At 36.5% G+C, this 12,835-nt stretch carries 13 protein-coding genes; 11 read left to right on the top strand and 2 right to left on the bottom strand.

Annotation, left to right across the window (positions count from 1 at the left end; genetic code table 11):
- Positions 1–281 precede the first annotated feature (281 nt).
- Positions 282–803 (top strand): acyl-CoA thioesterase, encoded by a 522-nt coding sequence (locus ACQ7EO_RS16965; RefSeq protein WP_004722691.1) that lies wholly within the window; start codon positions 282–284, stop codon positions 801–803.
- A 171-nt stretch (positions 804–974) separates the two neighbouring features.
- Here the strand turns inward: ACQ7EO_RS16965 and ACQ7EO_RS16960 are convergent, their stop codons facing one another.
- Entirely contained in the window at positions 975–1,316 is a 342-nt protein-coding gene (locus tag ACQ7EO_RS16960) for a hypothetical protein (RefSeq protein WP_004819444.1), read from the bottom strand.
- 428 nt (positions 1,317–1,744) lie between these two features.
- On the opposite strand from ACQ7EO_RS16960, the gene ACQ7EO_RS16955 reads away from it, so the two are divergent.
- Positions 1,745–2,353 (top strand): glutathione S-transferase family protein, encoded by a 609-nt coding sequence (locus ACQ7EO_RS16955; RefSeq protein ID WP_434278106.1) that lies wholly within the window; start codon positions 1,745–1,747, stop codon positions 2,351–2,353.
- A gap of 255 nt (positions 2,354–2,608) precedes the next feature.
- Here the strand turns inward: ACQ7EO_RS16955 and ACQ7EO_RS16950 are convergent, their stop codons facing one another.
- On the bottom strand, positions 2,609–2,836 hold the full coding sequence (locus tag ACQ7EO_RS16950; RefSeq protein ID WP_004722685.1) for a hypothetical protein: 228 nt from the start codon (positions 2,834–2,836) through the stop codon (positions 2,609–2,611).
- Between the two features lie 446 nt (positions 2,837–3,282).
- On the opposite strand from ACQ7EO_RS16950, the gene ACQ7EO_RS16945 reads away from it, so the two are divergent.
- The 9 genes from ACQ7EO_RS16945 to ACQ7EO_RS16905 all read left to right on the top strand — a co-directional run bounded on the left by ACQ7EO_RS16945 (position 3,283) and on the right by ACQ7EO_RS16905 (position 12,757).
- Entirely contained in the window at positions 3,283–4,296 is a 1,014-nt protein-coding gene (locus ACQ7EO_RS16945) for a CobW family GTP-binding protein (protein WP_434278105.1), read from the top strand.
- Positions 4,297–4,352: 56 nt separating this feature from the next.
- The gene (locus ACQ7EO_RS16940) at positions 4,353–4,883 is read left to right on the top strand and encodes a YaeQ family protein (RefSeq protein ID WP_004722682.1); all 531 of its coding nucleotides are present in this window, start codon (positions 4,353–4,355) and stop codon (positions 4,881–4,883) included.
- Positions 4,884–4,990: 107 nt separating this feature from the next.
- On the top strand, positions 4,991–5,614 hold the full coding sequence (locus ACQ7EO_RS16935; protein WP_004819450.1) for an MgtC/SapB family protein: 624 nt from the start codon (positions 4,991–4,993) through the stop codon (positions 5,612–5,614).
- Positions 5,615–5,715: 101 nt separating this feature from the next.
- A complete protein-coding gene (locus ACQ7EO_RS16930; RefSeq protein ID WP_434278104.1) occupies positions 5,716–6,975 on the top strand; it encodes a DUF2252 domain-containing protein in 1,260 nt (419 codons plus the stop codon).
- A gap of 16 nt (positions 6,976–6,991) precedes the next feature.
- A complete protein-coding gene (locus tag ACQ7EO_RS16925) occupies positions 6,992–7,330 on the top strand; it encodes an FKBP-type peptidyl-prolyl cis-trans isomerase (RefSeq protein ID WP_004722677.1) in 339 nt (112 codons plus the stop codon).
- 486 nt (positions 7,331–7,816) lie between these two features.
- On the top strand, positions 7,817–9,850 hold the full coding sequence (gene pgaB, locus ACQ7EO_RS16920) for a poly-beta-1,6-N-acetyl-D-glucosamine N-deacetylase PgaB (protein ID WP_004819455.1): 2,034 nt from the start codon (positions 7,817–7,819) through the stop codon (positions 9,848–9,850).
- 8 nt (positions 9,851–9,858) lie between these two features.
- Positions 9,859–11,124 (top strand): poly-beta-1,6-N-acetyl-D-glucosamine synthase, encoded by a 1,266-nt coding sequence (gene pgaC / locus ACQ7EO_RS16915; protein ID WP_004819456.1) that lies wholly within the window; start codon positions 9,859–9,861, stop codon positions 11,122–11,124.
- Between the two features lie 33 nt (positions 11,125–11,157).
- Positions 11,158–11,571, top strand: coding sequence for a poly-beta-1,6-N-acetyl-D-glucosamine biosynthesis protein PgaD (gene pgaD / locus ACQ7EO_RS16910; protein WP_004819458.1), 414 nt, complete (start codon positions 11,158–11,160; stop codon positions 11,569–11,571).
- A gap of 58 nt (positions 11,572–11,629) precedes the next feature.
- A complete protein-coding gene (locus tag ACQ7EO_RS16905) occupies positions 11,630–12,757 on the top strand; it encodes an acyltransferase family protein (RefSeq protein ID WP_434278101.1) in 1,128 nt (375 codons plus the stop codon).
- Positions 12,758–12,835: the final 78 nt, after the last annotated feature.

Here is a 12,835-nt window from a genome sequence, read left to right as displayed (position 1 = left end):
CATACTATTCTTGGAATCATTCCTGTAAACATTGATCATTGTTATCAAATTCAACACCAATTATCGGATCAGCAAAGACTTAGATATGGCAAGATTGCAGCGCGAATATTGAAAAAAATAGAAAATGATTGATAAACCAATAAGATATACCTCAAATAAATGACTATAGTCATAATCATAAATTGAGAGAATGGTCAATTGCCGAATTAAACATGTTTTTTAGCTGAAAAGATATATAATAATAGACTTAAATCTCCTGCCAAAATAGAGTCTAGAATACGATGTCTCCATTAGATCAAATGATCCCAGCTACAGATGACCAGTCAGAATTAACCATGTCCGTTTTGATGACCCCAGATATGGCAAACTTTTCAGGTAATGTACACGGTGGAACCATCCTTAAGTTGCTTGATCAAGTCGCTTATGCATGTGCAAGTCGTTATTCAGGTAGCTATGTTGTGACACTTTCAGTCGATAAAGTGAATTTCAAAGAGCCAATTCATGTGGGTGAAATGGTCAGCTTCCTTGCCAGTGTCAACCATGTTGGTCGTACTTCCATGGAAATCGGGATTCGTGTTGAAGCACAAAATATCCAAAAACGTACAGTACGTCATACCAACAGTTGCTATTTCACCATGGTGGCCGTAGATGAAAATGGTAAGCCACAGCAAATTCCAGCTTTAAATCTGGATAATGATTGGAAACGCTGTCGTTTTGAAGCGGCTGAGCAACGTAAAGTGGCACGTTTACAAGAAAATCATCATCCTTCTTGCAGTATTTATAAAAAAGCTTCAAATGGTTAATTGATCGCATTGCCCCCTCGTTACCAATGAGGGGGCGCTTAAAGATAATCTCAAAATTTAAATGAAATGTAGTCAGCGTGATACGACCTTTTTGACAGCACTAAGCTTAATGTATAGACGCTTAAACATAAATTCAAACCATAAAAATTTGATAAAGACAGAGCAGTACTTTTAATTGACTTTGTTAAGAACACGTCCATCTACAGTCATGCTCCATGTCCCATTGGCAGTTTGTTGCGGTGCTTGAGAAACTTTAAACTCAGTTGAAAGTGGTCCAATGCCAGCACTAAAGTTATTGCCTTCAAATTTAGAAATTGGGGCAGATACAGATGAACTTGAATTAGGTTGTTTATTGCTATATTCAACGCGGCCTTCAGGTGTAATCATCAAATTTACACTGCCATCCTCACTTTGCCATGTGCCTGAGTAGTTTTGCTTATCTGTCGGTAACGGTTTGCTACATGCAACAAGTAGGGTGCTGATGACGCCTAAACCGATCAGTTTTTTTAACATTTTAAATTCCTCGTTAGTCTTGATATGTCAGGTTTTAATTATAAATTTATCAATTTTACAAACTGATTTAAGTGCAAAATAGTATAGCTGAATTATTCAATAATTCGAATTAGAAAAGCACTCAGGGGGAATAATGGGTGTATGTACGAGTTATCTTAAAGATTAAAGATCAGAAAAATGAAGTTATTGGGTGACTTTAAATTTTTTTTAAAGTGCAATTTATATAAAAAATATTCTAAATTATTGGTTTGGATCAATCGCGATACTGTGGGTAAACCACATTTAATCTTTTCTGTAGTTTAGAGCCTTTATAAAAGGATGGAATTTATTTTTTTAGAAAGGAAGCACTTTGCTTTTGCATATAAATTAATCATTCTTAGTGATATTTTGATTATACTCAAAGCACGATAAAAATGGATTTAAAAACAATGAAACTTTATACCAATGCTCATTCTCGTGGAAATACCATTTTACCTTTATTAAAAGAATTAGATATCGAAGATCAAGTCGAAATTATTCAAGTGGATTATAAAGACTTGAATCAGCCTGAATATTTGGCACTGAATCCGATGGCTAAGATTCCTTTTTTAGTGGATCAAGGTTCTGTCATTTCTGAGACACCGGCAATCTTTGCGTATTTAGCAGATAAATATATTGAGAAAGGTTTCGCACCCGCATTGAATGATCCTAAGCGTGGAGAATATTTAAAATGGTTATTCTTTTGCCACGGACCTTTGACTGAGTTTATGGATATTAAAAGCTTAGGTATTTCAACAGAACAAATTCAGGAACGGAGAAGAAGTCTAGGCTTTGGTACAGAAGAAACAATTTATAACTTTATTAAAGTTGGGCTAAAGCAAGCAAATCCTTATTTGCTGGGGCATCAAATTTCTGCGGCAGATTTGTTTTTAGCATACTGGCTGATCTTCGCCATCTCTTTTAAAATTGTGCCATATCTAGACGAATTTAAGCCGTTTATTCAGTTGATTCAACAGCGTGATACCGTAAAAGATGTAGCTTGGATTCAGGCAGTTTAGCGGAGTTTGTTCAAGGATGAATATGGTTTAAAAAATGGATTTTAAATTTATCTGGATGATTCAGAATAGTAACAATTTAAATATTATTGGTTGTTTTACAGATAAAGTAGCTGCTGAAAAATACATTTATGATCATCAGCTTAAGTGGATAACATCAAAAAAAATAAAAAGACTAAATCGCAGCATGATCTAGTCTTTTTATTCAGATTGTCTTTTCAGACAACCCAATTGCTAACTCGGGAGGAGTATTAAATCTTATTGACCTGCTTGAGGAGCAGAAGTCGCTGGAGCTTCAGCAGCGCTTTCAGTCGCAGGTTGAGCTGTAGGTTGACCAGCAGCTTGAGTATCTTCAGCTGCAGCTGGTTGTTCTTGAGTTGATACAACAACTTGTTCAGCTTCAGTTGCAGCTGTATCAGTAGCAGCAAAAGTTGAGAAAGCAGTGAAAGCAAGTGTAGTAGCTAAAAGTGTTTTAACGAGTTTCATTTTGGCATCCTTAATTCATTGAATTGATCGTATAACGACCTGTGAGAGCGTCAGTTGTTAAATGCGTTGCTGATCACAGGGAGTAGTGTCATGCTAAGTGCAGATGAAAAAATGGGCAACCTAAGCAACAAAGCGTAACAGACAGGTTTACATGTTTAAAACAAATCATTGTATTATGTTGCTTTTTTGTGACTCATTGACTTTTACCAATAGGTAAAAATGTATGTAAATATGAAAAGTTGATTAAAAAATACACTGCACTGTTACTTACAATTAACATTCACGATGCAATCTTTATGAATAGTGTATTGGAGTTTTGGATTGTTTTTGTAATTTTAATTTAAAAAATAGATTTAAAACCTGAAATTATTGGCACATTTTCAGTAATAATAAGAAGCGTCGCGATAACCATCAATTTCTTTCATTTAATCTGCTGAGTCGATCCTTTGAAGATTTTAAGCCAAAAAACAGTCAAAACTCATATTATTTCTGGTTTTTTAGGGGCTGGAAAGACCACCTTATTACAGCATTTGCTTCAACAGAAGCCAGAAAATGAAACGTGGGCGGTTCTGATGAATGAGTTTGGGCAGATTGGTGTAGATCAGCAATTGTTACCACAAGACTCAGGCTATGAAGTAAAAGAATTACTCGGTGGTTGTTTATGTTGCGCAGGACAATTGCCTATGCAAATTGCCTTGTCTCGATTGATTTATGATAAACAACCCGATCGACTATTTATAGAACCCACAGGCTTAGGTCATCCCGCTCAACTTTTGGCACAATTGACTGAACCTCAATGGCAAGCGCAAATTGATATGCGTGCATTGGTGACAGTAATTGATGGGAGTCGCTTACATGATTCTGAATGGGTGAATCAAGAGCTTTATCAAGATCAGTTAAAAGCTGCACAAATTGTTGTGGTTTCACATGCAGATAGTATGTCTGCGTCTGATCATGAGGTATTAAACCAGTTTAAAAATGATTACTTTGCTTATATTCAAACTTGGGTATTGGCAGAGCAGGGTAATCTTGATATTCAACAGCTGGATCTATCCCATCAAGGGGTTGAGAGAAAAGTTGTACCGCTGATTCAAGTGCAAAAGCAATTTAACCCCGATGAAGTACTGCCTGTGGTTAAACAATTGCCTTATCACTATGTTGAAACGTCTAATGGATATACTGTGGCAGGTTGGAAATTTTCAAAGCGTTGGCAATTCGATTTTTATGACTTGTTAGATGTCTTATGTGAGCAAAAAGACTGGTTGCGGATCAAAGGGATATTCAATACCAATCAAGGTTGGATGACATTTAATTTTAATCCCGAAAATTTGAATTATAAATCGGGTGAAGAAAGCTTGGATAATCGGATTGAACTCATTAGCCAGCACAATCGTGATTGGGAAAGTTTAGAAATGGCTTTGTTGAATTGTCGAATTGATCAGGCGGAAAAAACGCAGTAATCCTTTTGAAAATCTTATAGACTGTGCGCCATATTTAAGAACTTTTTGGAACTTTCATGGCATTAAAAGCAACAATTTATAAGGCTGATCTCAATATTGCCAATATGGATGTGCATCAATATGGTGATTATCAGTTCACGATGGCATTACATCCGTCTGAAACGATTGAACGCTTAATGGTGCGTGTATTGGCATATGCTCGTTTTGCAGATGAACGTTTGGAATTTACCAAAGATTTATTTGAAACTGATGAACCTGCTTTATGGGAAAAGGATTTAACTGGACAGTTGATTAAATGGATTGAAGTTGGTTTGCCTGACGAAGACAAAGTTAAAAAAGCGGCAGCGCGTTGTAAAGAAGTGGCTGTCATCGCCTATGGTTCAGCCGTTGCAGAATGGTATAAAAGAAGTTCTAAACTCAAAACCTTGTCAAATGTTCAGGTATGGCAATTGTCTGAGGCGACGACAACTGCAATTCAAGCTTTATGTCAACGCACCATGCAATTGCAATTAAATGTTATGGATGGTGAGTGGACCTTGATTGGTGATGATGCTCAAGCTGTGATTGAATGGACTCAGTTACAGTAATCATTGTTGTTCAATAAAAATTGACAAGAAAAGCAAGCGAATCGCTTGCTTTTTTTTGCTCAAATTTCGTATACCTAGAGTGATAAAAATAGTTATGTAGAAAATCAATGAATAATGACATCTACCATTTACTGATGGCTTTGGCGATTGGTGCGATTATTGGTGCAGAGCGTGAGTATCGCAGTAAGTCCGCAGGGTTACGTACCATGATTATGGTAAGTTTAGCATCCTGCTTATTCACCATACTTTCAATTAAAATTGGGGTACAAAATCCTGATCGTTTGGCAGCAAATATTCTGACGGGTTTGGGGTTTTTAGGTGCTGGGGTTATTTTTAAAGATGATAACCGAATTTCAGGGATTACCACTGCAACAACAATTTGGATGGTGGCTGCATTAGGTATGGCCGCTGGTGCAGGTTATGAATATTTAGCATTTGTTGGAACGCTACTGGTACTGGTTGTTTTAGTATTTCTCGTCTATTTTCAAGAAAAAATTGAAGCGATTCATCAAGCTCGTAATTACAGAATTTTATGTGATTATCAGCAAGAGACCTTAGATAAATATGAAGAATTGTTTAAGCAATACAATATGAAAATTTTACGTGGTGTACAAAATAAAACTGAAAAACAGATTGTTGGGCGCTGGGTGTTAATTGGATCTGCACAAAATCATAAAAAACTCACAAACTATTTGCTTTTAGATCAAGAGATTAAAGAGTTAAGTTTCTAAAACAAGAAAAAAGTGTGGTTGATTTATTCAATCTTTTATTCATCAAATTTTCAGCTTAACGATTTAATCTAAGCAATTGTACAAAGTATTGGAGTAAACCGATGCGAGATCCTTATGAACGTGTTATCCATTTTAATCAGTCGCGAGATGAGCGATTTCTAGCAATTAAATATAAATTAATGGCGAGTAGTGCTTTCCGTTTTTTCCGTGGTTCATGTCATTTATATTATGAAGATTTGGCAAGCCAACAAACATGGAAAGATCAAACCATCACTTGGATTTGTGGTGATTTGCATGTCGAAAATTTTGGCAGTTATCGTAGTCGACATCAGGTGGTTTATTTTGATTTAAACGATTTCGACGAGGCGATTTTGGCCCATCCAACGTGGGATGTGTCGCGTTTTATTTGTAGTATTTTTTTAGCTGGCAAAGAGCTGAATATCGGCGACGATGATTTAAAAACGATTGCAACACAACTGCTAGATGAGTATTTAAATGCACTTCGTATAGGGAAAGCTTATGCAGTAGAAAAAGAAACCGTCGATGGTATTTTAAAGAAATATATTGCAACCGTTTCTGAACGTGATCCTGTGGCATTTATTGAAGCGCGTTGTTCTTTAGATAAAACAAGTGATCGACGCTATTTGGTGATTGATCAGAAAAAATATTTTAAAATAGAATCCAAAAGCTTATATACGGCGCTGATAAAAACATTTTCTGAGAATTTACAAAAACTCAATACGAAAAATCAATCAAATTTTCAAGTATTAGATGTTGCAGTACGCATTGCGGGAACAGGAAGTATCGGTTTAAATCGCTATGTATTTTTAGTTTATGATCGTGAAAATAAAACCTATACGTTATTCGATATGAAACAGGCCCAAGCTTGCTCTCTAAGCTTGTCTCCATTTCTAAAAATAGAGCAACCAGAATGGGATGATCAAGCGCAACGCATTCAATTCATCCAAACACTCATGCAGTACCAAATCCCGGCTCAGTTATCACGGCTAGACTTTCAAGGACAAGCGTATATTGTCAAAGCATTACAACCCGAACAAGATAAAATTGATTTTAAACAGTGTGTAGATAAACCTAAAAAATTTACCGATGCCTGCTATAACATGGCCCGATTAATTGCTTATGCTCAATTGCGTTCGGCAGGGCGTAAAGGTTCTTCAACAGCAGATGAATTAATCAATTTTGCAGAACAAGCAGAATTTTGGAAAACGCAATTGTTGAAATACACGTATAATTACGCCCAACAAGTTGAGCAAGATTATCAAAGTTTTTGTAAAAGTTATGCTGAATATCGTACTGAACAAAAGACAGTGATGAGTAAAGCTTTGCACAAACCCGAATGATGAATAGGAATAATGTATGTCAAATGAATTAGAAATTATCGACTTAAAAGTTGGTGAAGGTAAAGAAGCAGTAAAAGGTGCTTTGATTACAACTCATTATACTGGCTGGTTGGAAGACGGAACCAAATTCGATTCTTCAATTGATCGTGGCAATTACTTTGAAACAGTGATTGGAACAGGGCGTGTAATCAAGGGCTGGGATCAAGGCATTATGGGGATGAAAGTGGGCGGTAAACGTAAATTGATCGTTCCTGCACACTTGGCGTATGGCGAGCGTAAAATGGGCAAAATTATTCCAGCAAACTCTAATCTGATTTTTGAAATTGAACTTTTTGATGTCAAAACACGTGATTAAATCTGCGAAATGTCTGAGCTAATTTAGCCCTCAACATGGACGCAAAAATAGAGATCAATTGATCTCTATTTTTTATGTCTAATGAATCATCTATTGACTCCACTGTCTTATATTAGTGATGTTGAGAGAGTCTTCTTGATTTCTGTATATATTACTCAGATAAAAGTATCATTCGAATCCGACTTTATGCGCTTAATATTTAGCTAATAGTGTGATTTTAAACACAATCGTTTTATTTTTTTGTTTATTATTTGCTCAATACTTAACAATCATCTACAATACTTTTGTCTTAAAAGTGTTTAAATGTCATAAATAAATAATTCTGCTCAGAGTTATTTTTTAAGGTTCGTTTCAGTTTTATTCTTTTAAATCATCGTTGTAAAACCTCTGGCTCAATTCGTCTTGAAAAAGGATTTTAGTATTTCAATATTGATGTACTACGGACGGATTCAGATTTAAAACAATGATGATCGAGTATTTAAATATATGCTAAGCCGTTACTTTTCTCCTTCAGCGATGATATGCGTAACACTATTGTTTTCGTCCTTTTATAATAGTGCAATGGCAGAAGTAGACCAAGTTGCTACTGAAACTCCAATCGAGCATGAATTACCTAAAATTGATTTAAATACGCTGACGATTATTGGTTATCATGAAATTACGCCGAACCATGATGCTGTGATTCCAGACTATGCTGTGACCACGAAACAGTTTGAGCTGCATTTAGATTGGCTACAAAAAAATGGCTATAATTTTGTCAATGTAGACCAGATTATTAAAGCCAACGAAGGTAAATATAAACTACCCACCAAACCTGTATTATTGACTGTAGATGATGGTTATCAATCTTTTTATCAATATGCATATCCGGTCATTAAACAACGTAAAATTCCTGTTGTACTCGCTGTCGTTGGCTCTTGGTTAGAACCTAAAGCCAACGAAATGGTTCAATTTGGGGATGAAAAATTAGCACGTAAAAAACTTTTGACTTGGGATGAACTTAAAACCATGCAAAAGAGTGGCTATGTAGAAATTGGTAGCCACAGTTATAATTTACATCGTGGTATTTTAGGTAATCCTCAGGGCAACTCTGAGCCTGCCGCTGTCACACGCGAATACGATCCAAAAAGTAAAACCTATGAATCTGACAAAGTCTATGCAGATCGTATTTTTAGTGATTTGAAAAAAAATAATAAATTATTGCAATCGCATGGTTTAAAAGCACCACGTGTGATGGTGTGGCCATATGGTCGTTATAATATGGAAGCAGTTGCTTTGGCTAAAAAAGTCGGTATGCCGATTACTATTAGCTTAGATGATGGTCCAGACCATATTGAAAAATCCTTAGGTCATTTGAACCGTATTCTTGTCGAAGGCAATATGACCACGGATTCTTTGGCACAAGAAATTCAAAGCCGTCAGATGAACTTTACTGACAATAACCGCCCACAAAAAGTCATGCATGTGGATTTAGACTATATCTATGATCCAGATGAAGCACAGCAAGAGAAAAACTTAGGTCATCTGTTAGACCGTATTCGTGAAATGAATGTCACCACGGTATTCTTACAGGCGTTCGCTGATCCAGATGCGAATGGGTCAGCCGATATGGTGTATTTCCCAAATCGTTATCTGCCAATGCGTGCAGATTTGTTTAACCGTGTTGCATGGCAGATTCAAACGCGTACCCATGTGAGTCGTTTATATGCGTGGATGCCTTTGTTGGCTTGGGACTTACCTGCTTCAAATCCTGCATCTAAAGATGTGGTGGTGACTCAGCAAGCCAAAGACAGCGATCATTTAAATATGGGATATCATCGTTTAAGCCCATATTCACCAGAAGCACGTAAAGTAATTGAAGGCCTATATCAGGATTTAGCAAAATCGACGACGTTTGATGGTATCTTGTTCCATGATGATGCAACACTTTCAGATTATGAAGATGCTAGTCCAGAAGCGATTAAAGCCTATCAAAAAATTGGTTTACCAGCCGATTTAGAAGAAATTCGTAATGATGATGCAAAATTGCAAAAATGGACTGATTTTAAAACCAAGACCATTGATAACTTTGCAATGGATTTGGCGCAAAAAGCACGTTATTACCAACCATTCTTACTGACTGCACGTAACTTATATGCTCAAGTTGCACTTTCAGCATATTCGGAAAACTGGTATGCCCAGTCTTTAGAACAATCGATTAAAAATTATGACTTTACTGCAATTATGGCAATGCCGTATATGGAACAGGCGCCAGATGCAACTAAGTTTTATAAAGATTTAGTACAAAACGTGAAGAAACAACCCAATGGGATTAAAAAGACGATTTTTGAGTTACAAGCAGTGAACTGGCGTAATAATCAAAAGATTCCAACCTCGGAAATTGCTCAAACAATTCAGTCTTTGTATCAACAAGGTGTGATGCATGTGGGTTACTACCCAGATGATCCAATAGAAGATCATCCAAATACTGCTGAAATGCGTAAAGTATTTGATTCTAAACCACAACGATTGGTTCCTTAAGGTCTGATATGAGTGCATTTCAACACCTGTGGCAATCCGTATTAAACTTTATCTTCTATTATCCATTATTTATGTCGTATCTATGGATGATAGGCGCTTTAATTTTCTATTGGAAAGAACGTAAAGAGCCGCCATATACTCAACCGCCAACATTGGAAGAATATCCTTTAGTTGCTGTGCTTGTGCCGTGTTTTAACGAACAAGACAATGCGGATGAGACCATTAGTCATGCATTGAAGTTGAATTATCCAAACTTTGAAGTCATTGCGATTAATGATGGGAGTTCTGACAATACTGCAGAAATCTTAAATGCGTTGGCATTGAAGTATGACAAGCTTCGCGTTGTACATTTGGCTGAAAACCAAGGTAAAGCCATGGCTTTACAAGCGGGTAGTTTGCTTACCGATGCTGAGTTTTTAATTGGTATTGACGGTGATGCGTTACTTGATCCATATGCTGCGCAGTGGATGATTCGTCATTTTCTCAATAATCCTACCGTTGCAGCGGTGACAGGAAATCCGCGTATTCGTACCCGTTCGACTTTACTTGGACGGATTCAAGTTGGCGAATTTTCTTCAATTGTCGGTATGATTAAACGTGCACAACGTACTTTTGGTCGTTTATTTACAGTTTCTGGTGTGATTACTGCATTTCGTAAAAGTGCTGTACATGAGGTGGGCTATTGGTCACCAAACATGTTGACAGAAGATATCGATATTACTTGGAAATTGCATCGCGCGGGTTGGGAAGTAAAGTTTGAACCGAATGCCTTGGTTTGGATTTTAATGCCTGAAACCTTTGATGGTCTATGGAAACAACGCTTACGTTGGGCTATGGGTGGCGCTCAAGTTTTAATTAAGAATTTTGATGTATTATTTAAACCGAAGCTGAATTTTCTATGGCCTTTGATTATTGAGCTGATCCTCACCTTAGTCTGGTCATATTTAATGCTGATTATGGTGATTTTCTGGATTTTGCATTTGCTGCTACCGTATGCAGGATTCCCTGCAATGAGTTCTCCATTATTACCGATGGGAACAGGTATTTTACTCGGTACAACTTGTTTACTGCAGTTCGCAATCAGTAAGTGGATGGATAGTCGTTACGAATCGAGTTTAGTGAAAAACTACTATTGGATGATTTGGTATCCCTTTGTATTTTGGTTGATTACAGTAACGGCAAGTATTGTTGCATTTCCAAAAGTTCTTTTACGTGGAGAAAGTAAAAGAGCACGTTGGGTTAGCCCAGATCGTGGTATGCGACATGATGACTAACATTTTAGTCAGAATAAGTTTTGAGATACGAATATGAAAACAAACTCTTTAATTATTGATGTACGTAAGCAGTTACCGTGGCATCGTCGTTATTTCTCCACGACAATGACGGCTATGCTTTGGGCATTTTGGTTACTGCTTTGGAGACCTATTGTCATCTTAGTGGGATATCTTTCACTTGAGAAACCACAACTGGTACATTATTTCTTTAATGCTTTTGCAAAAGCATTAGAAAGCGGATTATTTGCGTTGATTGCTTGTGCGATTTCTTTGTGGTTATGGAGTAACTTTGTTCCAGCGAAGACCAAAAAGGAAGCAGAAGCTAAATCTACACAAGAATATGCCGAGCATTTCAATCTGAATGTGGATGATCTTATACATTCTCGTCAGCAAAAAATTGCTACAGTTCATCATGATGCTGATGGTCGCATCACATATATTGACTAATGGCTTAGTCAGCAAAAGTCCCACAGGTTGGGGCTTTTGTTTTCACAGGGAAACATAGATGTCCGCAAAAATAAACTCGGCAGAAAGTATTCGAGGTTTAGCTTGTTTAGCTGTCGTATTTTCTCATCTTGCAATGAGTTTTTTTCCATTTTTACATCATTTTGATCCTAATGAGAAAACAGATTTGGCTTGGGTGTATGCCATACATCATTTGCCTTTTGGTTTTCTCTACTCAGGTGATGCAGCTGTTTTTGTATTTTTTGTTTTAAGTGGCTTTGTGCTCAGTTATGCGATCTTAAAAAGCCCTCAACAATTTCATGCAAAAATTAACAATATGATGATTAAACGCTATCCGCGTTTAATGATTCCAGCGCTGACTTCATGTGTCATCATTTGGTTGGTCCTTAAAGTCATCCATATTGATAGTAGTCATGTGGGGGCTTGGTTACATGCATTTGCGATACAAGATTTTAGTTTTAAACATGCAGTATATGAAGGAACTATAGGCGCATTTTTATTCTCAGAAAGTGATATAAACTGGGTGTTATGGACGATGACGATTGAGCTTATGGGCTCATTTGCATTATTTTTTCTACTCTATTTGTATCATTATAAACATATTGCTTTTTGGCTAGGCTCACTTTTAATTCCTTTTCTTGCATTTCTTTGGCGAGGGCAAGGCTTTAGTTTTGGGATTTCCAGTTTTATTATTGGTATCTATATTTATTTATATGCCAAACCACTTTCAAATGTGGTAGCTATTCCTATGCTATTGATTGGCCTATATTTGGCGGGTGCACATAATACCAGTGCAGCCTATAGCTGGGTTCATCATATTTTAGGGGAGAATACTTATGATTATAGTAATTTCATCGCTGGGATTTTAATTGTTTATAGTGTGTTGATGAGTCCATTACTGTCTAAAGGCTTAGATCACCCGATTTTAGTCTGGTTAGGAAAGTTATCTTTTTCTATTTATCTATTACATCTAATGATGCTGTATTTAATCTGTATTCCACTATTTAACTTATTTTTAAGTTGGCATTGGAGTTATTCTCTTGCGGTAATCTGCTCAGGGTTAACTGCGATTGCAGTCACTTTGATTGCTGCAAATTTTTATAGTGATTATGTCGATCAGTTGGCTATTAAGGTCAGTAATAAAATTGCCGACAAGGTTTTAAATTAGTCCTTTAAAAACGTGCATACAATTTGCAAATATTATTTACAATTTAAGATGTATTGAGTTGTTTTTTAGACATTAAAA

Source organism: Acinetobacter sp. CE-15, from assembly GCF_051059255.1.
Taxonomy (GTDB): domain Bacteria; phylum Pseudomonadota; class Gammaproteobacteria; order Pseudomonadales; family Moraxellaceae; genus Acinetobacter; species Acinetobacter guillouiae.
This window is presented reverse-complemented; position numbering and strand designations above follow the sequence as displayed.

Bases quoted from the DNA above. Each gene is read 5' to 3' on its own strand.
- ACQ7EO_RS16925 (WP_004722677.1), top strand. From the start codon at position 6,992: ATGTCAAATGAATTAGAAATTATCGACTTAAAAGTTGGTGAAGGTAAA.
- pgaD (WP_004819458.1), top strand. From the start codon at position 11,158: ATGAAAACAAACTCTTTAATTATTGATGTACGTAAGCAGTTACCGTGG.
- ACQ7EO_RS16935 (WP_004819450.1), top strand. From the start codon at position 4,991: ATGAATAATGACATCTACCATTTACTGATGGCTTTGGCGATTGGTGCG.
- ACQ7EO_RS16950 (WP_004722685.1), bottom strand. From the start codon at position 2,836: ATGAAACTCGTTAAAACACTTTTAGCTACTACACTTGCTTTCACTGCT.
- ACQ7EO_RS16940 (WP_004722682.1), top strand. From the start codon at position 4,353: ATGGCATTAAAAGCAACAATTTATAAGGCTGATCTCAATATTGCCAAT.
- pgaC (WP_004819456.1), top strand. From the start codon at position 9,859: ATGAGTGCATTTCAACACCTGTGGCAATCCGTATTAAACTTTATCTTC.
- ACQ7EO_RS16965 (WP_004722691.1), top strand. From the start codon at position 282: ATGTCTCCATTAGATCAAATGATCCCAGCTACAGATGACCAGTCAGAA.
- ACQ7EO_RS16905 (WP_434278101.1), top strand. From the start codon at position 11,630: ATGTCCGCAAAAATAAACTCGGCAGAAAGTATTCGAGGTTTAGCTTGT.
- pgaB (WP_004819455.1), top strand. From the start codon at position 7,817: ATGCTAAGCCGTTACTTTTCTCCTTCAGCGATGATATGCGTAACACTA.
- ACQ7EO_RS16955 (WP_434278106.1), top strand. From the start codon at position 1,745: ATGAAACTTTATACCAATGCTCATTCTCGTGGAAATACCATTTTACCT.
- ACQ7EO_RS16960 (WP_004819444.1), bottom strand. From the start codon at position 1,316: ATGTTAAAAAAACTGATCGGTTTAGGCGTCATCAGCACCCTACTTGTT.
- ACQ7EO_RS16930 (WP_434278104.1), top strand. From the start codon at position 5,716: ATGCGAGATCCTTATGAACGTGTTATCCATTTTAATCAGTCGCGAGAT.